Source organism: Acinetobacter sp. ANC 4216 (assembly GCF_004331195.1).
Classification (GTDB): Bacteria; Pseudomonadota; Gammaproteobacteria; order Pseudomonadales; family Moraxellaceae; genus Acinetobacter; species Acinetobacter kookii.
On sequence record NZ_SJOC01000010.1, the window covers coordinates 103403 to 123746 of the forward strand.

The 20344-nt window shown below is 42.2% G+C and carries 22 protein-coding genes and 1 other RNA gene; 6 read left to right on the top strand and 17 right to left on the bottom strand.

The features are described 5' to 3' along the window. Positions 1–247: 247 nt before the first annotated feature. Genes E0H88_RS09775 through E0H88_RS09785 form a run of 3 tightly spaced genes read right to left on the bottom strand, consistent with a single transcriptional unit; the run spans position 248 to position 2241 of the window. Positions 248–1027, bottom strand: coding sequence for a glutathione S-transferase N-terminal domain-containing protein (locus E0H88_RS09775; protein ID WP_131274025.1), 780 nt, complete (start codon positions 1025–1027; stop codon positions 248–250). A gap of 23 nt (positions 1028–1050) precedes the next feature. Continuing rightward, positions 1051–1563 (bottom strand): ribonuclease E activity regulator RraA, encoded by a 513-nt coding sequence (gene rraA, locus E0H88_RS09780; protein ID WP_131274026.1) that lies wholly within the window; start codon positions 1561–1563, stop codon positions 1051–1053. A 3-nt stretch (positions 1564–1566) separates the two neighbouring features. Beyond that, the gene (locus E0H88_RS09785; protein WP_131274027.1) at positions 1567–2241 is read right to left on the bottom strand and encodes an NAD(P)H-binding protein; all 675 of its coding nucleotides are present in this window, start codon (positions 2239–2241) and stop codon (positions 1567–1569) included. A 215-nt stretch (positions 2242–2456) separates the two neighbouring features. On the opposite strand from E0H88_RS09785, the gene rpsT reads away from it, so the two are divergent. Further along, positions 2457–2723 carry a 30S ribosomal protein S20 gene (rpsT, locus tag E0H88_RS09790; RefSeq protein ID WP_039622003.1) on the top strand — a complete coding sequence of 89 codons (267 nt, stop codon included), beginning with the start codon at positions 2457–2459 and terminating at the stop codon, positions 2721–2723. A gap of 181 nt (positions 2724–2904) precedes the next feature. Here rpsT and E0H88_RS09795 read toward each other — a convergent pair whose 3' ends face one another. Together E0H88_RS09795 and E0H88_RS09800 are read right to left on the bottom strand one after the other, a co-directional pair. Beyond that, positions 2905–3648 carry a histidine phosphatase family protein gene (locus E0H88_RS09795; protein ID WP_131274028.1) on the bottom strand — a complete coding sequence of 248 codons (744 nt, stop codon included), beginning with the start codon at positions 3646–3648 and terminating at the stop codon, positions 2905–2907. Between the two features lie 58 nt (positions 3649–3706). After that, the gene (locus E0H88_RS09800; RefSeq protein ID WP_092819400.1) at positions 3707–4561 is read right to left on the bottom strand and encodes a 3'(2'),5'-bisphosphate nucleotidase CysQ family protein; all 855 of its coding nucleotides are present in this window, start codon (positions 4559–4561) and stop codon (positions 3707–3709) included. 13 nt (positions 4562–4574) lie between these two features. On the opposite strand from E0H88_RS09800, the gene E0H88_RS09805 reads away from it, so the two are divergent. The 4 genes from E0H88_RS09805 to E0H88_RS09820 all read left to right on the top strand — a co-directional run bounded on the left by E0H88_RS09805 (position 4575) and on the right by E0H88_RS09820 (position 7561). Further along, entirely contained in the window at positions 4575–5261 is a 687-nt protein-coding gene (locus E0H88_RS09805; RefSeq protein ID WP_131274029.1) for an HAD-IA family hydrolase, read from the top strand. Next, positions 5254–5691, top strand: a complete 438-nt coding sequence (locus tag E0H88_RS09810) for an RNA-binding S4 domain-containing protein (RefSeq protein WP_092819398.1) — start codon at positions 5254–5256, stop codon at positions 5689–5691. Before E0H88_RS09805 ends, E0H88_RS09810 begins: the two co-directional genes overlap by 8 nt. A gap of 156 nt (positions 5692–5847) precedes the next feature. Further along, entirely contained in the window at positions 5848–6891 is a 1044-nt protein-coding gene (recA, locus tag E0H88_RS09815; protein ID WP_131274030.1) for a recombinase RecA, read from the top strand. Positions 6892–6964: 73 nt separating this feature from the next. Beyond that, complete coding sequence (locus E0H88_RS09820; RefSeq protein WP_131274031.1) at positions 6965–7561, top strand: regulatory protein RecX; 597 nt, start codon at positions 6965–6967, stop codon at positions 7559–7561. 502 nt (positions 7562–8063) lie between these two features. Here the strand turns inward: E0H88_RS09820 and ffs are convergent. Next, positions 8064–8160: signal recognition particle sRNA small type (ffs, locus tag E0H88_RS09825), an RNA gene on the bottom strand. Positions 8161–8454: 294 nt separating this feature from the next. On the opposite strand from ffs, the gene E0H88_RS09830 reads away from it, so the two are divergent. Then, positions 8455–9315, top strand: coding sequence for a YbgF trimerization domain-containing protein (locus E0H88_RS09830; RefSeq protein ID WP_131274032.1), 861 nt, complete (start codon positions 8455–8457; stop codon positions 9313–9315). A 44-nt stretch (positions 9316–9359) separates the two neighbouring features. Here the strand turns inward: E0H88_RS09830 and lpxA are convergent, their stop codons facing one another. The 11 genes from lpxA to pyrH all read right to left on the bottom strand — a co-directional run bounded on the left by lpxA (position 9360) and on the right by pyrH (position 20295). Then, the gene (gene lpxA / locus E0H88_RS09835; protein ID WP_131274033.1) at positions 9360–10148 is read right to left on the bottom strand and encodes an acyl-ACP--UDP-N-acetylglucosamine O-acyltransferase; all 789 of its coding nucleotides are present in this window, start codon (positions 10146–10148) and stop codon (positions 9360–9362) included. Beyond that, on the bottom strand, positions 10145–10630 hold the full coding sequence (fabZ, locus tag E0H88_RS09840) for a 3-hydroxyacyl-ACP dehydratase FabZ (RefSeq protein ID WP_171259679.1): 486 nt from the start codon (positions 10628–10630) through the stop codon (positions 10145–10147). The genes lpxA and fabZ overlap by 4 nt, the downstream gene beginning before the upstream one ends. A 6-nt stretch (positions 10631–10636) precedes the next feature. Continuing rightward, on the bottom strand, positions 10637–11704 hold the full coding sequence (lpxD, locus tag E0H88_RS09845; RefSeq protein WP_131274034.1) for a UDP-3-O-(3-hydroxymyristoyl)glucosamine N-acyltransferase: 1068 nt from the start codon (positions 11702–11704) through the stop codon (positions 10637–10639). 3 nt (positions 11705–11707) lie between these two features. After that, positions 11708–12205, bottom strand: coding sequence for an OmpH/Skp family outer membrane protein (locus E0H88_RS09850; protein ID WP_131274035.1), 498 nt, complete (start codon positions 12203–12205; stop codon positions 11708–11710). Positions 12206–12241: 36 nt separating this feature from the next. After that, on the bottom strand, positions 12242–14749 hold the full coding sequence (bamA, locus tag E0H88_RS09855) for an outer membrane protein assembly factor BamA (RefSeq protein WP_131274036.1): 2508 nt from the start codon (positions 14747–14749) through the stop codon (positions 12242–12244). A 41-nt stretch (positions 14750–14790) separates the two neighbouring features. After that, positions 14791–16146 (bottom strand): RIP metalloprotease RseP, encoded by a 1356-nt coding sequence (rseP, locus tag E0H88_RS09860; RefSeq protein ID WP_131274037.1) that lies wholly within the window; start codon positions 16144–16146, stop codon positions 14791–14793. A gap of 3 nt (positions 16147–16149) precedes the next feature. After that, positions 16150–17346 carry a 1-deoxy-D-xylulose-5-phosphate reductoisomerase gene (gene ispC, locus E0H88_RS09865; protein WP_131274038.1) on the bottom strand — a complete coding sequence of 399 codons (1197 nt, stop codon included), beginning with the start codon at positions 17344–17346 and terminating at the stop codon, positions 16150–16152. Next, on the bottom strand, positions 17347–18171 hold the full coding sequence (locus tag E0H88_RS09870) for a phosphatidate cytidylyltransferase (RefSeq protein WP_092819388.1): 825 nt from the start codon (positions 18169–18171) through the stop codon (positions 17347–17349). A gap of 3 nt (positions 18172–18174) precedes the next feature. Further along, positions 18175–18927, bottom strand: coding sequence for a polyprenyl diphosphate synthase (gene uppS / locus E0H88_RS09875; protein ID WP_131274039.1), 753 nt, complete (start codon positions 18925–18927; stop codon positions 18175–18177). 6 nt (positions 18928–18933) lie between these two features. Then, positions 18934–19488 (bottom strand): ribosome recycling factor, encoded by a 555-nt coding sequence (frr, locus tag E0H88_RS09880; protein ID WP_131274040.1) that lies wholly within the window; start codon positions 19486–19488, stop codon positions 18934–18936. Positions 19489–19566: 78 nt separating this feature from the next. Beyond that, a complete protein-coding gene (pyrH, locus tag E0H88_RS09885; protein ID WP_092819385.1) occupies positions 19567–20295 on the bottom strand; it encodes a UMP kinase in 729 nt (242 codons plus the stop codon). Positions 20296–20344 lie beyond the last annotated feature (49 nt).

Genomic DNA, 20344 nt, shown 5'->3' on the forward strand with positions numbered 1-20344 from the left:
AGCGATATCCCTAAAACTAGGTAATTTAATGACTTTTATATTAATAATTCATCAATTTTATTTACGATGCTGCTGTCTAGCAGTTTAATAAACACCATAAAATAAAAACTTTAAAGTTTCAATCGATGATTGATCCATTCAATATTCTGACTATGTTACAGGGTATAACTTATAAATTTAGCTTAACTTAATCAGCTGTAGGGCAAAAATAAACCGCTGCTTGAGCGGTTTATTATTTAGGACTGGATTAGTGACCATATTGCTGGTTTAAGTATTTCACAATTTGTGCCGACTCAAACATTTTCACCCCGGTATTCGGATCAATCAAATAAGGAACCTGAATATCTCGCCCCATAATTTCAACGGTCTTTTCACGTTTACCACCGGCTAAGGGTTGATATTTTCCAGGTTTTAAACGCAGTACTGCCGGTCCCATATCCTGCCAGCGCTCTTTAGCCACATTATGGTAAACATACGGCAGCTCGAGCTCGGTTAATAGCGCTCGTACCACACGGGTAAAGGGACTGGCTTCAAAGCCCCATAACTCCAACAATTGCTCAGGTGCTGCACGATCTTTAATTTTTCGGTTAATCCAGACGCCGCGTGCACCATTAATAATAGTTCCAGCTAAAGCTACGACAGGAATTTTAGGATAATGGGCAAATTTTTTCGGTGTGGTTCCCGTTCGGCCATAATGCTTAAATAAATGATTAATAATGGCTTGTGATTCATATATTTCTGTACCGGTATTTTCATCAATTAAAAATGGAAACCGGTTTTTGCCACCTTTTTCTTTGACAATTTTCCGGTATTTCTGTCCACCCTTCGGGCAAGGATAAACCTCATAATCCAGATTTAACAAGGTTAAGACTTCACGCACACGACGGCAAAATGGCGAACCTTCAAACTCATAAAGTTTCAGCAATTTTTCAGGCTGCTTGGGAAAAGCAGTACCACTCACGCCTCGTCCACCTTCAGTCAAAGATGAAGCTAAAGCCTGTATCACTTTAATTTGATGATTCACCATTTTTTATCCTTGTATCTCTGTCTTTATAAATCGACTAATTTTTCTTTTGCCACCACAATGCCGTTGTTGTCAGCATAGATGTAATCGCCAGAACTGATGCTTACACCACCAAAATACAAAGTTAAATCCACTTCGCCTATGCCTTTGCGATTGCTTTTTTGTGGAATTGCAGCCAATGCATGCACCCCCAGATCCAGTTCAGCAATGGCATCCACATCACGTACACAGCCGTAAATAATTACCCCATTCCAGTGATTCTTAACCGCTGATTCAGCAATCATATCGCCCATCAAGGCACAGCGCATGGATGCTCCACCGTCCACCACAAGCACTTTACCCGTACCATCGGTTGCGAGCAGTTCTTTGACACGTGAATTATCTTCAAAACATTTTACGGTGACTGCCTGACCACCAAAGCTTTTACGTGCGCCATAACTTTTAAAGAATTTTCCATCCATTGATGGGGTGACCACCTGAATTTCTTTTTCTGGATTGTCATCAAGTAAATCACAGGTTACGAATGCTGGATTAGACACTTTTTATTTCCCTCGTTTGGAATTTTGTATGCGTAAATTATCATAAATTTCAAACTTTTCAGTTTGAGTTTGTGCAGCCTCGACCATAGTATGAGCCACTTGCGCTGCTGTCACTGGCTTATATTTAAATGCATCAGGAGCCCAATGCGAGAATTTTTGATACAACTTTTGCGTCATATCTTCTAACGTACGTCGTTCTGGTCGTTCACCCAGTAATAATGACGGGCGCAGAATGGACACATATTCCAGATTTAAACCCTGGATATGCTGTTCCAGCTCACCTTTGACTTTATTGTAAAAAATTCTGGATTTTGCATTTGCACCTAGCGCACTAATCAATAAAAAGTGGGTCTGGGTCGATTCAAATAAATCGGCAAAATGTGCATTGATTTCATAATCAATAGTATAAAAATTCTGTTTTGAACCGGCCTTTTTTAGCGTCGTGCCTAAACAGCTAAAGGCATGGCTATAGCCATTTACATCTTCATCGTTCAGTAACAGAAAATCTTCCAGTATAAACTGCTGTACTTTTTTCAGGCTGTTAAGCTTTGAATCTTCATGCCGAACCACAGCGGTAATTTTTTCACAGTCTTGTATCTGGTTAAGCTGCTGCAAAAGTTCCCGACCAACCAAACCTGTTGCACCAATCACAATTGCACTTTTAATCGATTTAGTCATTTTTTAAGCAATCTCTTTAGGTTATTACTAATGTAACGGTTTCTTTATACTTTTTATGCATCTAAAATGTTGCCGAATCAAGTCAAGACTTGACTTAACGCCATAGTTTAATCACAATATGGCACTTGTTTACGGGCTGGTGATAATTCTTCTGATGAAGGTTTTCAGTTGCAATTTCAGCCCGCCCAGACCAATCTAATTCAAGGAGTGCACGAGTGGCAAACTCTGCTCAAGCTAAAAAACGTGCTCGTCAAAACGTTAAAGCACGTAAACACAACGCAAGCTTACGTTCTATGGTTCGTACTTATCTTAAACGCACAGTAGCTGCAATCGCTGCTGGTGATTATGCTGCTGCTACAGAAGCGTACAAAACTGCGGTTCCTGTAATTGACCGTATGGCTGATAAAGGTATCATCCATAAAAACAAAGCTGCTCGTCATAAGAGCCGTTTGAATGCACAAGTTAAAGCTTTAGCTAACTAAGTTGTTGCATTGAAAAAAGCCCGTTTAGGGCTTTTTTTACGCCTATAAAAAGTTATTCAGTCTAAAAATAGCGAGTGATAAAAATATAAAGTGCTTCAAAACCCTTATTAAAAACTGTTTTTTAGCCTTACTTTATTCAGGAAGAGAATCCAGATGGCATTTCTTTAAAGCCAATGCTGTTTTATTTTATTTTTTCCAGGTTCTGGAACTCCCGAATCGACAGCTCATTCACTTGGCCACGCCAAATCCATTTCAGTTTGGATTCTAGAAATACATCACCTTCAAACCAGACAAACAGGCCTTCCATCATTTTTGGCCAGTCTTCCCGGCTAACAGTATTACGACCGGAAATCACCGCAATAATGGCTGCCAAAATAGTATCGTGACTCACGGCCAGACTTAAACCAAAATGATCTTGCGGATGGGTATTATAAATCAGCTCCAGCACATCGACCACACCGGTAATCGGATGTTTCATTCCAGGCAAGGCATTATTGACAAAACTGTTAATAAAGCCCAAAGCACCCTGTTTCTGAAAATAAGGCCCCGCCTGTTTAATATCCAGCACAAAACTTCCCGGCTCGACCAGCAAGCCTTGCTGGACAATTTCAATATGATGGGTATTTTGTGCCAGCGTACTCGTATCGGCACCCTGAATCATTAAAGCAGCAGTATCGACACAGCGCTGGATCGGACTTGAAATGCAGTGCTGGATGCTACGGTCCGTATTATCAATTAAATAGCTTCCCCACGCCTGTGCCAAGTCACGGCCTTGTTCGGTTAACTGCAAATCATAGCCAGCCAGACCCTGCCCTGTAACGACCTCACGAATAGAATGACGGGTAAACAGGGTAACAGGGGTTTTGGCATCAGGCAGCAAATCGAGTGCCTTCAGCATACTTGTAGGGAGTAGATTTAACGCCATGAAGCAGCCAAAATTAAACATGGGTACATAGCACACTATAGCATGTTAATGCATCAGCTCAATGTATGTTCGCCATAAGTCCTAGGGTCTGGAATGCCAATTTTTTCATCTCGACATTACGAAATGCGATAAAACCACCGTTCAGCAAACTCTCCCGTTGATTATATACAAAGGGTCTGCCCTTAAAATCGACCAGACCGCCCCCGATACGCTCAATCAGACACTGCCCTGCACTGGTATCCCACTCGCTGGTCGGATGGAAACGCGGATACATATCGACTTTCCCCTCCAGCATCATGCAAAACTTATAGGCGCTTCCCGCCCTAAACTCTACAATATCGACCTGCTGTTTCAGGATGTCCAGATATTCGGCATATCTGGGCTTGTTCTGGCTACTTTGACTTAAACCCACCTGAACAGTTTTAGACGGCAAATCATCGACATAGTGCAGCCATTGCCGGGTTTGGATTTCAAATTTTAAAGGTACGCCCTGCTTGGGACAAAAATATATGCTTTGCTCACCCGGTATAGCCAATAGCGCAAAGGTGGTATTGGCACCCTCTACCAGGCTCAGGTTGATGGTAAATTCAGGACGCTTATGCAGAAATTCTTTGGTGCCATCCAGGGGATCGAGCAACCAGAAGTTCTGCCATTGCTTGCGTTGACTATTGTCGCCTTCTTCCGACAATAAAGGGATGAGCGGAAAAGTCTGTTTTAATGCATGGGTGATAAATTCATTGACCCGATAATCCGCTTGGGTGACTGGAGACTGGTCCTGCTTATGCTCCACATCAAAATTTTTACCCGCACAGTAGGCCTGATATTCTGCTCGCAAAATTTCACATGCCTGTGTCACAATGGGAACCAACTGTAAAATCAAGGCATCTTGCGGTGCCGTGGTCGCTTTAAACATAGATTACCTTCATATGCCGAATTATTCAGAAAAACCCACCATCATCTTTGATATGGATGGTACCCTTCTTGATCTTGCTTACGATGATTTTATCTGGAATCATCAGCTTCCTATTCGCTATGCAGAACAGCATAACTCTACACTCGAACAGAGTACCCAAGCGTTATTTCAGTTTTACCAGCAACACAATCATACCTTAAATTGGTATTCCACACGCTTCTGGAGTGCAAAGGTAGGGGTGGATACATTGGCGCTGCAACAGGAATTTAAGCACAAGGTGGCTTTACGTCCAGGGTGTATTGAACTGCTGGAATATCTTAAAGCCCACGGCTATGCCTGCTGGATAGCGACCAATGCCGATTGTGAAGGTTTAAAATTCAAACTCGAACAGACCCGGATTGCACATTACTTTGATGTCATTATCAGCAGTGAAACCATCGGTTATGCCAAAGAGTGCGTCGAATTCTGGCAAAAACTCCATTCACTGCACCCCTTTCAGGTCGAACACACCTATTTTATTGATGACACTGAAAAAGTACTCAAAGGTGCAGAAAAATTTGGTATCCAGCATTTAATTACCATTGCCCAGCCCTCATCTCAAAAAGAAATAAGGACTGAAAGTTCCTATCCTATTTTACAAGAGCTGACCGATTTAATGGTGATCTTAAAACAAGCTGAGGATCTGAAAAAATATGCCTAATTCTTCTCAACAGAACCATGTTGAAAGTATGCGTGTTGACAAATGGCTATGGGCAGCACGTTTTTTTAAAACACGTTCAATATCCAAAGCTGCCATTGAAGGCGGCAAGGTGCATCATAATGGCGAACGGGTTAAAGTCTCCAAAGATGTGCGGGTTGGGATGGAACTCACCATTCAGCAGGGTTTTGACCGTAAAACCGTCGTCATCAAGGCCTTATCTGCAGTTCGCGGTGCCGCACCGATTGCCCAGCAGCTTTACGAAGAAACCGAAGTGAGCGTTGCAAGACGAGAGTTGATTGCCACCCAAAGAAAGTTGCATAATCTAGCGCGACCTGAACATCGGCCGAGCAAAAAAGATCGAAGACAAATCAGTAAATTCAAACAAGATAATGATCAGCAGTTCGATCAGCACTGGTCATATCATGATTAGAAGCTGTTGATATTTAAGCGTCACATTCTGTCGCATTCGACTGAATTGATATAGTACATAAGGAATGAATCTGTCACTATACTTAGGTGGAACACGTTTGAAAGCAACACATCCACTTAAGTGAATATTTTGGTGACATCGTTTTGAGGTTGTGAGATGGATGATAATAAAAGCAAGGCACTGAATGCTGCCCTAAGCCAGATTGAAAAACAGTTTGGTAAAAATACAGTAATGCGCCTTGGTGACAACACTGTACAAGCCGTTGAAGCGGTCTCTACAGGTTCTTTAACCCTGGATATCGCACTGGGTATCGGTGGTCTGCCTAAAGGCCGTATCGTTGAGATCTACGGCCCTGAATCTTCAGGTAAAACCACCATGACGTTACAGGCGATTGCAGAATGTCAAAAAGCGGGCGGTACATGTGCCTTCATCGATGCCGAACATGCGCTTGATCCGCAATATGCCCGCAAGTTAGGGGTAGATATCGACAATCTGTTGGTATCACAGCCTGACAATGGTGAACAGGCCCTGGAAATTGCCGACATGCTGGTACGCTCTGGCGCGATTGACCTGATCGTAGTCGACTCCGTTGCAGCCCTAACCCCACGCGCAGAAATTGAAGGTGAAATGGGCGACTCTCACATGGGTCTGCAAGCCCGTTTAATGAGCCAGGCACTGCGTAAAATCACCGGTAATGCAAAACGTTCTAACTGCATGGTGATCTTCATTAACCAGATCCGTATGAAGATTGGTGTGATGTTTGGTAGCCCTGAAACCACAACGGGTGGTAATGCACTTAAATTCTATGCTTCTGTACGTCTGGATATTCGCCGTATTGGCCAGGTGAAAGAAGGTGATGAAATCATCGGTTCCGAAACCCGCGTAAAAGTCGTGAAGAACAAGATGGCTCCTCCATTTAAAGAAGCCGTGTTCCAGATTTTGTATGGTAAAGGCGTGAACCATTTAGGCGAATTGATCGACCTGGCAGTACAGCAAGAGATCATCCAGAAAGCGGGTGCATGGTATTCTTATCAGGGCGATAAAATCGGCCAAGGTAAAAACAACGTCATTCGCCATCTGGAAGAAAATCCACAAATTGCAATGGAAGTTGAAAAACTGATCCGTGAACAGCTCCTCACTACCGGTACAGCACTGGCAGAAGACCATGACGAAGCTGAACCAGACTTTTTAGATGCTTAATTTCCAGCATAATTAAAGTTAAACTGTAAAACGCCCTACGGGGCGTTTTACATTTGATGCGATAGACCACCTTATGAGCAATTCCAAATTCCCCAACATGCTGGATTACGTAGCACTCAAGCAACAATTTGATGAGTCGCCTGGCGAATTGCCCGTCTGTTCGAATCCATCTCAAGACTCAGATGCTTTGCACTTTGAAACTGAAACCCAGCCCAAACTCCAAGGCCTGACTGGCACGCGCTTACGCTCCTACGCTTTTGCCGTATTGACCCGTAAGGAATACTCGAAGGCAGATTTGATCGAAAAACTTGCACTTTATGCCCTAGATCGCGATGAAGTGATAAAACTGGTGGATGAACTGGCAAAAGAAAATTATCAGAGTGACCAGCGTGTCGCTGAAACGCTGCTGTCGAGCCAGAAACGTAAAGGCAAAGGTCCAAACCGCATCAAGATGGCATTAAAATCAAAAAAAATTGATAGTAGTCTGATTCAGGACGAATTGAAAGAAACTGACTGGAATGAACAAGCCTATCAACTGAAAGTGAAAAAGTTTGGTCTGGAGGTTGAAAAAGAGCCAAAACTGAAAGCCAAACAAATACGCTTTTTGATGTATCGCGGGTTTGAAATGGATGCAATTATGCAAGCGATTAGCCGCAAAGCTGAGGATTAATCCTCTGCATTCGTAAAATTCGAAATTTTGGTCAATCCCGCTCACGAGATGAATAGTTCGCTAGAAAATAACAACGAAGCTCATCATATTGCGCCAAATATTCATAAAGTCTGATTTTAGGACTGTTCTGTCTTTTTAAATAAAGATTGATGTGACTAAATCCATTCACCATGCGTTCATCAATTGCGTCAATTTTCGCCAAGTCAATGATTATTGTTTTTAAGCCACGAACCGTTAAATGTTGATCATCTCAAAGAATTCTATAACGCCATAAATGAATGATATAAACGGAAGATAGACGGCAAATTACACTGCACAGTAATACAATGAAGATTTCAATCTTAAGTAATTGAAATTTAATAAATAACAATCTTATTAAGATAGAGACAAGCAAAGTCATCACATAGAAAATTCGATGTGTAATTTTAAAATATATAGAATGATAGATTAGACAAAAGGAAGGCAGGTTAAATTATTTTTTTAATTATAAATATGGTGGCAACCCTACCAGCAAAGCTTCGGCACATCATAGTTCTACTACCGTTGCTACCTTCCGGTCCTGGCGGGGTTCGTAGAGTACAATTGCGAAGTAACCGGCAGGGCTACCATTGCAAGAACAGAGTATAGAGATTTTTAGTTAACTTGCAAGTACCCCAAGCTGTTTTCCAGCAACATTGCTTTTATTTGATTATTAAAAAAACAATCTTGATTAAAAACAGCATTTTTGGATGTTTTTTATCTGCACAATCAATTACTTTAAAACTATGACAAGATTGTAAACACATATTGCATTTCATGGGCCGGACGTTTTTAATGTCGTCATGTCTTTTAAATGGTCACACTCTAAAATCTTGCGTTTAGAAAGTACCGAAAAATACAAAATGGATGTTTTTATGATGCTCAAACAGCATGCTTTATGTGTACTCACCCTGTTGGGTTCCGCTTCACTTTATGCCAATGTCCCGATTGAATCACGCGGCTTGAGTCAAAACAACAGCATTGACCTCAGCGCCAATAATGTCGCCATCAATTCAGGTGCAGCAGTTGCCAATGTACCCACCAATCTGAATTGGCAACTCATGCAGAAAAACCAGCAATTAGAAAATGACCTTCGCACATTGCGAGGAAAAATTGAAGAACAGGACAACGAAATTGAACAGCTGAAACACGAGCTGACCAATCGCTATACCGATCTGGATCAGCGACTCGAACTGCTGCAACAGAAAGTGGATCCGGAAAGTGCAGCTCCAGAGGAGGATAACCAACAGGATACTTCTCCCAGCAGCACAAACAGCCCAGCCCCAGTAGCCTCTAATACAACCGTCAAGCAAGCGGCTTCTGTCCCCGCAAAACAGGCCGCTCCTACCAGTGCTCAACCCTCTTCAGCTGAACTGGATAAAGCCGCCTATACTGTAGCGCTGGATGCTTATAAACAAGGTGGTGCCAAAAAAGCCATTGCTCCAATGCAAAACTTTATCAAGAACAATCCCAATAGTATCTACATTAGTAATGCCTATTTCTGGCTCGCTGAATTTAATCTGGCCATTGAACCGACCAATTATGCAGAAGCGAAAAAGAACTACAATATTGTGGTCAATCAATATCCCAATTCTGCAAAGGCATCACGCTCTTTATATCAACTCTACAATATAGCCAAAGATGTCGATCACAATAAAATACTTGCCAACCAGCTTAAAACCAAACTGCAAAAAAATTATCCCAAATCTGAAGAGGTGGGATATTTAAAACAATAAAAAAAGACACCTTAACAGGTGTCTTTTTATAGCAATAGATTCGATTAACGAACAATACCGCGTTTGGATTGTTCTAAAGAATCAATCAACAGCTGTGCTTCTGGCGCTTCTGGCAAAATATCTTCACGAATCTGCTGAATTGCCTGTTCAGTGGTTAACCCTTCTTTATAAATCAATTTAAAGGCTTGACGTAATGCCTGGATCACATTTTTTGACCAGCCTTTACGACGCATGCCTTCAACATTCATTGCAAAAGCATGCGCTGGATTACCAGATACCATGACATAAGCAGGCACATCTTTTAAAATTAACGAAGCACCACCAATCATGCTATAAGAATCGATTTTGCAGAATTGATGAATACCCGAGTTTCCACCAACCACCACATAATCGCCGATATGTACATGTCCAGCAATACCGACATTATTGGCAAAAATATTATGATCGCCCACCATACAGTCATGTGCAATGTGAGTATTGACCATCAATAAATTATGGCTACCAATTTTGGTAAGTCCTTGATCTTGAACAGTACCACGATGCAAGCTGCTATGCTCGCGAATTGAGTTATGATCGCCGATTTCAAGCCAGGTTTCTTCGCCAGCATATTTTAAATCCTGACAAACTTCACCCACACTCGCAAACTGGAATATTTCGTTGTTCTTCCCAATACGAGTATAGCCACCAACCACTACATGTGAATGCAGCTTGGTGCCCTCACCAATGGTGACTTGTGGCCCAATAATACAATAAGGACCAATTTGTACATCTGCAGCAATGACTGCAGATGAGTCAATAATGGCGGTTGGGTGAATTAAATCGTTATTACTCATGCCTGCTCTATTTTCTGATGCGAAACCATAATTTCCGCGGTTGTTGCTACAACGCCATCCACTGTGGCTATACAATTATATTTGTAAATGCCACGTTTGTGCATAACCAATTCTGCTTTTAATACCAATTGGTCACCAGCAACGACCTGTTTTTTAAAACGGACTTTTTCTGCGCCCGCAAAAAGAAACAATGAACCTGGACCCGGTTTTTCATTATTCATGATAAAGCCAAGTATACCAGAGACTTGAGCTAATGCTTCAACAATCAAAACACCTGGCATAATCGGATAATCCGGAAAATGTCCCTGTAAAAACTCTTCGTTGATTGAAACATTCTTATAGCCCACAATGCCATTATCAGTCACTTCAACAATACGGTCGACCAATAAGAAAGGATAGCGGTGAGGTAAATATTCACGAATTTGTTGAATGTACATTGGCAATTCAGGCTTCGTAAATGCAGCAGTATTCGACTCAGTCATCATAATCTATTTACGCTTAAAAGTTGATTCAAGGGACTCGATTTGAGCCTGTATATGATCAAGCCGTTTGAGTAATTGGGTCAATGGCACATCTGCTAATTGTTTAAAGCGTACCGCAGCCCGTTTCCAGTGCAAACTTTCCAGCATTGGTGTACCTGAAGAATAGCTTCCCGCCTCAGAAATACTTTTTGTGACCATTGACATCCCGGTAATCGTCACGTTATCAGCGATATTAATATGGCCTACTACCCCAACGGCTCCAGCCAATACACAGTTTTTGCCAATTGTGGTACTTCCAGCAATACCACATTTTGCAGCCAGCGCTGTATTTGCACCAATTTTTACGTTGTGGGCAATTTGCACAAGATTATCAATAATAACCCCATCTTCCAGAATGGTGTCATCGAGTGCACCGCGGTCTATGCTGCAATTTGACCCAATTCGGACATCATTACCGATTTTAACTGAACCCAATTGTGCAATACGATGCCATTTACCTTGGTAAGGCGCAAAACCAAAGCCTTCTCCGCCAATCACGGTATTGGCATGAATACGGACACGGTCACCGATTTTTGTATCACCGGTTACAGTGACATGTGAATCAATAAAGCAGTGCTGACCTATTTCAACAACATCATCAATTTTAACGTGTGACTGAATAATGGTGTGATCACCCACTACGCAATGCTCACCAATAACAACATAATGCCCGATATAGGCACTATCGGCGATTATGGCTGAAGGATGAATTTGCGCTGTGCTTTCTATTCCCTGATGCTGATTTTTCTTTTCAAATACATGGGTCAGGATGGCAAAAGCAAGATAAGGATTATCCACTACAATAAAATTATTGTGCGTATCTAACTGATTTTTTAGAGTTGGAGTAACAATCAAGGCACCCGCTTTTGAAGCACGTGCCTGATCCAGATATTTATCAGCGTTTACAAATGCAATATGTTTCGCTTGAGCCGCATCTAAGCTGGCCAATCCTTCCAAAATTAAATCAGATTGACCTACGTGCTCGCCTTGTACTAAACGGGCGAGATCTTCTAAGCGAAATTGTTTAGGATTCATTGATTACTTAATAACGTTAACCTTTTGAATCATTTTATCAGTTAAATCATATTTAGGGTCATACGCAAGCGCGGAATTTTTATTCAAAACAATATCCAAGTTGTTTTCTTTACGCAATTGTTCTGCCACCTGCTTGACTCGAGCTCCCAAAGTCTTGTTCATCAGCTGAATTGTTGATTGAACGGTTGTCTGTACACTTTGCTGCAGCGTATTAAACTCTTTTAGCTGCGTCTGAAATTGTGCAGACATTTTTTGCTTTTCAGCATCGGATAAATTAGGCGTTTGCTGAGCACGTTGCTGTAGAGCTTCCAGTTCTTTTGCCAACTGTTCCAGCTTGGTGGTTTGCGGCTTGACCTTTTGCTGCAAAGAAACGTTCTGCTGTTTTAAATAGGTGCTGTTTTCGACCACTCTTTCCAGATCAACCACACCATAACCAGCGGCATGTACCACTGAGGTACTTGCCAAACCAGCAAAAACCAGGCTCATTAATATTTTTTTCATGCAAATATCCTTTTTTAAACCCATTGAAGGTCGCACTTAGAAAGTACGACCAATCTCAAACTGGATATTTTTAGTATTATCGCCGTCTTTTTCATTTAACGGATAAGCATAGCTGAGAGATAATGGCCCAATCATGGTAATCCAGGTAAAACCTGCACCTACGCTATAACGCATATTGCCTGCATCAAAGCCGAAGTTATCTTCACAATACTGTTTCGCATTGACTTGAGTATTACTCGAATTCAGGTATAAGTTTCCTTTTGGAATATCACACTGAGTATCAAATACCTGTGCACCTTCAGCAAACAGCACTGGACGAACCTGACGTGTCCAATCCCCTTTAAATGGTAAAGGGAGTGCAAGCTCGGCACCAAATTGAACTAGAGCATTACCGCCCACTTCTTCAGGATCATAATCTTGGGTTTGAGTTTCATTAAAGGTCACGCCAGGATATTTAGGACCTAATGTACTGTTGTCATAACCACGAACCGAGCCAAAACCGCCGGCATAGAAGTTTTTATAGAATGGCAGGTCATTACCATAGCCCAGCTTACCATAACCGCGGAGTACAAAGCCCTTGCCTAAAGGCTGGAAGGCTTGGGCATCATAAGTTATTTTTTGATATTCCACATCACTGCCTGGCAATGCAATTTCACCATTCACACGATGTGACATACCTGATGTCGGGAAGACAGGTCGGTTTAAAGTATTGTAAGACCAACCTAAATTGAGATTATAGGTTAAGAAATCACCATTGAACTTGTTATCAAATGGAAGTTCTGATCCTGCAGGACAAGAAAATAGCCCTGTTGCCGGATCTTGAACTAGAGCAACACTACATCCAGTACCTGTACCAGTCGCTTTACCGCCATTCGCTAACAAATAATCGCGGACGTAAGTCGAAACGTATGGACCAGTCGTCACTTCTGTCTGATCGATATTTAAACCTGCACTCACACTCTGGTTTTCATCAATTGGGTAACCAAAGTTAATACCGCCACCAAAACTGTCCGTCACGTAGTTGTTAACGTTATAGTCGTCATCCAGTTTGGTTTTACGGTAATACATGTTGTAACCGCGACGCACACCATCGATGGTGAAGTACGGATCGGTTACACTTAAATTATAATAGTCTTGTGTTTCTGAACGGGATAAATCAATCGAAACGCTATTACCCGTACCCAGGAAGTTGGTTTGACTTAAGCCCGCCTGGAAGGTTACACCACCACTTTGCGAGAAACCGACTGCCAGTGTACTGGTACCTGAATGCTGCTCTTCAACATTGACGTTGAGATCTACCTGATCAGGGACATTCGGAATACGTGCCGGTTTAATATCAACCGTTTTAAAGAAACCTGTACGCTCCAGACGGACTTTAGACAAATCAATTTTTTCGTTGCTGGCCAATGCACCTTCCATCTGGCGCATTTCACGACGCAATACTTCATCGGCAGTTTTGGTATTACCGGTAAAATTGATACGACGCACCGTAACTTGTTGACCCGGATTAATATAATAATTCAAATCAACCAGTTTAGTTTCTTTATTAATTTCAGGAACAATATTGACTTCAGCATAGTAATAACCGGCATTACCATACTTGCGCAGTAATAGTTGTTTGACTGCATTGACTTTTTCTTGCGAATAAATCTCGCCATCTTTATAAATTTGCAGCGTTTTTAATTCTTCAGGCTGGTAAAGTGCATCACCCAGGAACTTGCTTTGGCCAAATTTGAATTGCTCGCCTTCATCTACAGACACTTCAACAAAGATATTCTTTTTATCTTCACTCAAGTTCAAACTTGAGTTGGTGATATTGAAATTGATATAACCCTTGTTTAAATATAAGGCACGCAAAGCTTCAAGGCTGGCCGCCATCTTTTCACGCGCATAACGGTCATTTCGGGTAACAATTGAACTCCAGCCGCTTTCTTTAACCGCAAAAGCCTGCTTGATTTCGCTTTCTTTAAAAACAGTATTGCCAATAATGTTGATATCAACAACTTTGGCTGCCTTACCTTCAACAAAATCAATGGTTAAAACAACACGATTATTCGGTCTGGCAGTCGTGATTACCTTAACATCGGCATCGTAACGACCTTGCTGCATATACTGCTGTTCAAGTTCAGTTTCGATGGTTTGCAAAGCAGATTTTTTCAAAACCTCCCCTTCTGCAATCCCCATCTTTTTAAGCCCTTCTTCCAGGGCTTCTTTAGGAATAAGTTTATTTCCCTTAAACTCGACCTTGGAAATAACCGGACGTTCTACCACGGTAAAAACAAGCGTATCTGCTTGTTGTGATGCCTTGATATCATCAAACAGGCCTGTGGCATACAAAGCACGAATGGCATTTGCAATGGTCGCATCATTGACACGATCGCCAGCATTGACAGGCAACATCCCATAAACATTTTCTGGCGTTAAGCGAACAAGTCCGTCAATTTTGATATCGCGGACAATGAATTCATCTGCTGCATATACTTGTTGTACTGCTGCCATTGCACTAACGAGTGCCAAAGGCATAAATAAATGTGTGTGCTGCATGCCAGTCTTTTCCGATGTTAATTTATTACATATCTACGTTGTTATAAACGCATGAAGTCATTGAATAATGCAAGGAGCATCATGCTACCGAGCAGTACCATACCAATTTTTAAACCAACCAATTGTATTTGTTCAGAAACAGGTTTACCACGAATTAACTCAATTACATAGTAAACTAAATGTCCACCATCCAGCATTGGTATAGGCAATAAATTTAAGATACCCAAACTTACGCTCATTAAAGCCATAAATGAGATAAAGGTTTGCCAACCCATTTCTGCACTTTGCCCTGCGACTTTAGCAATAGTGATTGGTCCAGATAAATTGTCCAGCCCAATTAAACCACGTACCATTTTGACGATCGAATTCAAGATCATACCTGAAATTTGACCCGTTTTATCAACAGCCATCACCAGTGCTTCAGTCGGGCTGTATTGAATGGTTTGCTTATATTCTTCCGGAATGGTTATTTTTCCAGGGGTATTTTGTACACCTAACATGCCTGAAACATTACCCATGCTGTCACGTTTGGCTTGTGGCATCACCTCTAAATGTACCAGTTGATTTTGACGTAATACATCTATTTTTAATAATTTTTCTGGAGAAGCCTGGACAACATTCACCACATCGAACCAGTCATTCATTTTCACGCCATCAATGGCCACAATTTTATCGCCTTCTTTCATTCCTTGACGAATGGCCGCGCCATCTTCACTCAGCTGGCTGACCACGGGAGCAATATATGGACGGTATGGCAAGAAGCCTAAACTATCTAATGCAGACTGGTTCTGATTTTTGAGGAAGTTCTGGATAGGCAAGTGAAAGGTTTGCAACTGACCATGACGGTCTGCCTGAATCTCAATCGAACCGGTTTCACCAACACGGTCCACCAAGGCAAAATTTAACTTTTCCCAGGTTGTGACTGGCGTTCCGTCAACTGTTGTAATTTTGTCACCAACCTGCATTTGAACTGTCGCAGCCGGTGTATCTGGTAACACTTTACCTACACGGGTATTCAATTGTTCTTGCGATGGAATAAACAAAACCCAGAACAATAACACTGCAAAAACCAGATTGATTAACGGCCCTGCAGCAACAATCGCAATCCGTTTCCAGGGATGCTGACGGTTAAATGCTTTAGGTAAATCTTCCTCGGCAACCTGACCTTCCCGTTCATCCAGCATTTTTACATAGCCACCTAATGGCAAGGCTGAAAGCTGATATTGAATGCCCGATTTTTTTGAGGTCCACTTGAGTAATGTAGGACCAAAGCCAATGGAATAAACTAAAACTTTAACACCCAGTTTACGGGCAACAATATAATGTCCAAACTCATGAATCGCAATGAGCGGTCCAAGAAGTAAAATTGCTGCCACAATAATAAACAAGGCACTCATATTTTAGCTTCCTTTATTGATGACAATTTGCTGGGCAGCAGAACGGGCCATTTGATCGACCTGTAAAATACGTTCAATCGATTCTGCAGCGCCACCTTCAACCTGATTTAGAGTCTGTTCCACCACTTGAGAAATTTCTGTAAAGCCAATGTCATTTTTCAAAAAGGCAGCTACAGCAATCTCATTGGCAGCATTTAGAATTGCAGGAGCCAAGCCACCCGTTTGCATGGCTTGACGCGCAAGCTTTAATGCCGGAAAACGCAGTGTATCAGGTTCCTGAAAATCCAGTTGCTGATTGGCAAACAGGTTGAGTGCGGGCACTTGGGTTTGAATACGCTCTGGCCATGCAAGTGCATGCGCAATTGGCGTACACATATCAGGATTGCCCATTTGTGCCAAAGTCGACCCATCCACATATTGAACCATAGAATGAATAATACTCTGTGGATGTACCACCACTGTTACAAACTGTTCTGAAATTGCAAAAAGATGACAGGCTTCAATCAGCTCCAAGCCTTTATTCATTAAAGTTGCTGAATCAACAGAAATTTTCTGCCCCATAGACCAGTTCGGATGCTTGCAGGCCTGTGCAGGCGTCACGCTTTGCAGTTGCTCCAGACTATGGTTTAAAAATGGTCCGCCAGATGCAGTCAGCAGAATGCGCGACACACCCTGTTTCGGCTGTCCATTGCGCTCTGCCTGAAAATAACCCGCAGGCAAGCACTGGAAAATAGCATTGTGTTCAGAGTCAACAGGTAACAATTCAGCCTGATAATCATGTGCTGCCTGCATCATGATGTCACCCGACATTACCAGGGCTTCTTTATTGGCCAGCAAGACACGCTTACCGGCTTTAACCGCAGCCAAGGTCGGCAATAAGCCCGCAGCACCGACGATTGCCGCCATCACCACATCCACATCTGCATGTTCGGCAACAGCAATCAAGCCAGCTTCATCGGTTAAAATTTCAATATCAGTTAAGCACTGATCATGAAAATATTGCTGTAATTCCTTAACCCGACTGGAAGGAACAACCACGACTTTTGGTCGGTACTGTTTGCATATTTCAACAAGCTCTAAAATTCGGCTATGCGCCGTGACTGCAAAAACAGAATACTTTTCAGGATGCTGTTGCAGAACTTTTAAGGTACTTTGACCAATTGAACCCGTTACACCTAATATACAAACAGATTGTGACATCTATAGATCTACACCAATAAATTTTAAAATATACATGCCTGCGGCAAAAATTGGAGCAGCAGCAAGCAATGAATCAATACGGTCAAGCACCCCACCATGCCCTGGCAGAATGCGACCTGAATCTTTAATTCCAGCACGACGTTTGATCATGGATTCGAACAGGTCGCCCAGAACCGAACTGAATACCGTAATCACAGATAAAATTAAAAATAAAATATGTTGTGCCAGGGTTAAATCCAAATATAGGATTTCTACTGCCACAACAATCAGCATGGCGGTAAAAATACCCCCGTACAAACCTTCTACCGATTTATTGGGACTGACATCCGGAGCAAGTTTTTTCCTGCCCAGTTTACGCCCAACAAAATAGGCACCGCTGTCTGCCCCCCATACCAGTAAAAACAGGTACATGAGCCACCATGGCGAGCTATGCCATACAGAGAAAATTGCAGTGACTGCAGCAGAAACCAGAATAAATCCAATAATCTTTAAGCTAGGATTGTACCACCCATCATAGTCTGGATATGATTTAACCCAAAAGATACTGCAGATCCAGCAAAGAATGGAAGCAGCCCAAAGCAGCAGAGCGATATCATTAAAATACAATGCTAAAGTTGCTAAAGCAGCAGTGGCAAGTCCATAAACCCACGCTAGCGGTTTAACAAGATTTTTATTTTTTCTTGGCATAAGCTTAAACCACTCATACCCTGCAACCCCTGCTGCAACAATCATCAGCATAAACATTGGATACTGAGACTGTGTAGCAAACATACAACTCAGTACGACTGCTACCAATACCAATGCGGTTATAATCCGCTCTAACATTTATTAATTCTCAAGTTTCTCTTGTTGGATTTGCTCTGAAGTTTTACCAAAACGACGTTCACGCCCAGCAAAGACCGCGAATGCATCATCTAATTCTTCTACGGTAAATTCAGGCCACAAGGTTGGGGTAAAATATAGTTCAGCATATGCCGCTTGCCACAGCAAGAAATTCGACAAGCGATAATCACCCCCTGTACGGATCAGTAAATCCACAGCAGGTAAATCGGCCATGCAGACATGCTGCCCAAACAGTTCAGCATCAATATCTTCAAGCGCAACTTTTTTCGCCAGCACGTCTGCCGCAATCTGTTTTGCAGCCTGAGCCATATCCCACATACCACCATAACTGATGGCAATGGTTAAAGTCATGCTGTCGAACTTAGCAGTCCTTTGTTCAGCTTGCAACATTAACTCGCGTAAACGGTCAGACAAACGTGAACGGTCGCCAATAAAACGCAAGGCGATATTGAATTTTTCCATCCGTGGCAATTGCTCATGTATGGTTTCTTCCAACAATGCCATGAGTAAATCGACCTCAAACTGAGGACGATTCCAGTTTTCACTGGAAAATGCAAAAACGGTTAATGCTTGAATGTGATTTTTTCTACAGTGCTCAACAATCGGATCCAGGACATTCTTCCCTTCACGATGCCCTGCACCTTTTTGCATTTGCTTTTTTTTTGCAAAACGATTGTTGCCATCCATGATGATGGCAACATGTTTTGGAAGAAGCATACTGTCTTCTGATACGGTCATTAAATCTTAGACCTTCATCAATTCAGCTTCTTTAGCAGCCAGGCGCTTTTCAACTTCAGCAACAAATTTATCCGTGATTTTTTGGATGTCATCACCTGCACGGCGCTCATCATCTTCAGAAATTTCTTTTTCTTTCAACAATGCCTTGATGTCACCCAATACATCACGACGAATGTTACGAATGGCGACTTTGGCATTTTCCGCTTCATTACGTGCCACTTTCTGCATGTCACGACGTGTTTCTTCAGTCAGTGCCGCCATCGGTACACGAATCGCGTCAGCGGTAATCGGGTTAAGACCCAAGTCCGATTCACGGATCGCTTTATCAATTGCAGAGACCATGTTACGTTCAAAAGGTTGAACCAACAAGGTACGTGAATCTTCAACACCCACGTTCGCCACCTGGTTTAATGGCACATCCGAGCCATAGTAAGGAACCATAACACCGTTTAAGATTGATGGATGCGCGCGTCCTGTACGAACCTTGGCAAAACCATGCTCCAAAGACTCAAGCGTCTTGTTCATACGGTCTTCAGCGTCTTTTTTAAGATCGTTAATCATGTGATCTTCCTTACTTAATTCTAAGAGATGTAATAACTAAATAGCGTGTAGTATAAAGAGCTTTCAGGCTCACGTACATTAATTCGTAACGTGAGTCCCTTCTTTTTCACCCATCACGACTGAAAGCAATGAACCTGCTTTGTTCATGTCGAAAACTTGAAGTGGCACATTATGGTCACGGCACAGACAGATTGCAGTCAAGTCCATCACACCTAATTTTTCATCAAGCACCTGATCGAAAGTCAGGGTTTCATATTTCACTGCATCATCGTATTTGCTTGGGTCTTTATTATAAACACCGTCCACTTTGGTTGCTTTCAAGATCAGGTTGGCTTCAATTTCAATACCACGCAAGCAGGCTGCCGTATCTGTGGTAAAGAACGGATTACCTGTACCCGCAACGAATACGCAGACTTCACCTTGAGTCAGATGACGAATCGCATCACGGCTAGAATAAGACTCAACCACAGCACCAATCGGTAATGCTGACATTAAACGGGTTTTAATGTTACGGCGCACCAAAGCATCGCGTAATGCCAGACCATTCATTACTGTAGCCAGCATACCCATCTGGTCACCGGTTACACGGCCAACCAGACCATCTTTTTGCAATTGGCTACCGCGGTACAAGTTACCGCCACCTACCACAATACCCACCTGCACACCCAAACCGACCAAGTGCGCAATCGCCAGGGACATTTGATCAAGCACGGTTGCGTCAATGCCCATATCTTTATTTCCAGCCAATGCTTCACCAGAAAGTTTCAATAAAATACGTGCATAACGGGGCTTTTTTGAGTCCAACATCAGGAAATCTCCGAATCTTTCAATATCTAAAATTTTATTCGTGTCGTTA

Excerpts from the sequence above, each read along its gene's own strand:
- E0H88_RS09775 (WP_131274025.1), bottom strand. The coding sequence starts at position 1,027 with ATGGTGAATCATCAAATTAAAGTGATACAGGCTTTAGCTTCATCTTTG.
- E0H88_RS09785 (WP_131274027.1), bottom strand. The coding sequence starts at position 2,241 with ATGACTAAATCGATTAAAAGTGCAATTGTGATTGGTGCAACAGGTTTG.
- E0H88_RS09795 (WP_131274028.1), bottom strand. The coding sequence starts at position 3,648 with ATGGCGTTAAATCTACTCCCTACAAGTATGCTGAAGGCACTCGATTTG.
- E0H88_RS09800 (WP_092819400.1), bottom strand. The coding sequence starts at position 4,561 with ATGTTTAAAGCGACCACGGCACCGCAAGATGCCTTGATTTTACAGTTG.
- E0H88_RS09805 (WP_131274029.1), top strand. The coding sequence starts at position 4,575 with ATGCCGAATTATTCAGAAAAACCCACCATCATCTTTGATATGGATGGT.
- E0H88_RS09810 (WP_092819398.1), top strand. The coding sequence starts at position 5,254 with ATGCCTAATTCTTCTCAACAGAACCATGTTGAAAGTATGCGTGTTGAC.
- recA (WP_131274030.1), top strand. The coding sequence starts at position 5,848 with ATGGATGATAATAAAAGCAAGGCACTGAATGCTGCCCTAAGCCAGATT.
- E0H88_RS09820 (WP_131274031.1), top strand. The coding sequence starts at position 6,965 with ATGAGCAATTCCAAATTCCCCAACATGCTGGATTACGTAGCACTCAAG.
- E0H88_RS09830 (WP_131274032.1), top strand. The coding sequence starts at position 8,455 with ATGATGCTCAAACAGCATGCTTTATGTGTACTCACCCTGTTGGGTTCC.
- lpxA (WP_131274033.1), bottom strand. The coding sequence starts at position 10,148 with ATGAGTAATAACGATTTAATTCACCCAACCGCCATTATTGACTCATCT.
- fabZ (WP_171259679.1), bottom strand. The coding sequence starts at position 10,630 with ATGACTGAGTCGAATACTGCTGCATTTACGAAGCCTGAATTGCCAATG.
- lpxD (WP_131274034.1), bottom strand. The coding sequence starts at position 11,704 with ATGAATCCTAAACAATTTCGCTTAGAAGATCTCGCCCGTTTAGTACAA.
- E0H88_RS09850 (WP_131274035.1), bottom strand. The coding sequence starts at position 12,205 with ATGAAAAAAATATTAATGAGCCTGGTTTTTGCTGGTTTGGCAAGTACC.
- bamA (WP_131274036.1), bottom strand. The coding sequence starts at position 14,749 with ATGCAGCACACACATTTATTTATGCCTTTGGCACTCGTTAGTGCAATG.
- rseP (WP_131274037.1), bottom strand. The coding sequence starts at position 16,146 with ATGAGTGCCTTGTTTATTATTGTGGCAGCAATTTTACTTCTTGGACCG.
- ispC (WP_131274038.1), bottom strand. The coding sequence starts at position 17,346 with ATGTCACAATCTGTTTGTATATTAGGTGTAACGGGTTCAATTGGTCAA.
- E0H88_RS09870 (WP_092819388.1), bottom strand. The coding sequence starts at position 18,171 with ATGTTAGAGCGGATTATAACCGCATTGGTATTGGTAGCAGTCGTACTG.
- uppS (WP_131274039.1), bottom strand. The coding sequence starts at position 18,927 with ATGACCGTATCAGAAGACAGTATGCTTCTTCCAAAACATGTTGCCATC.
- frr (WP_131274040.1), bottom strand. The coding sequence starts at position 19,488 with ATGATTAACGATCTTAAAAAAGACGCTGAAGACCGTATGAACAAGACG.
- pyrH (WP_092819385.1), bottom strand. The coding sequence starts at position 20,295 with ATGTTGGACTCAAAAAAGCCCCGTTATGCACGTATTTTATTGAAACTT.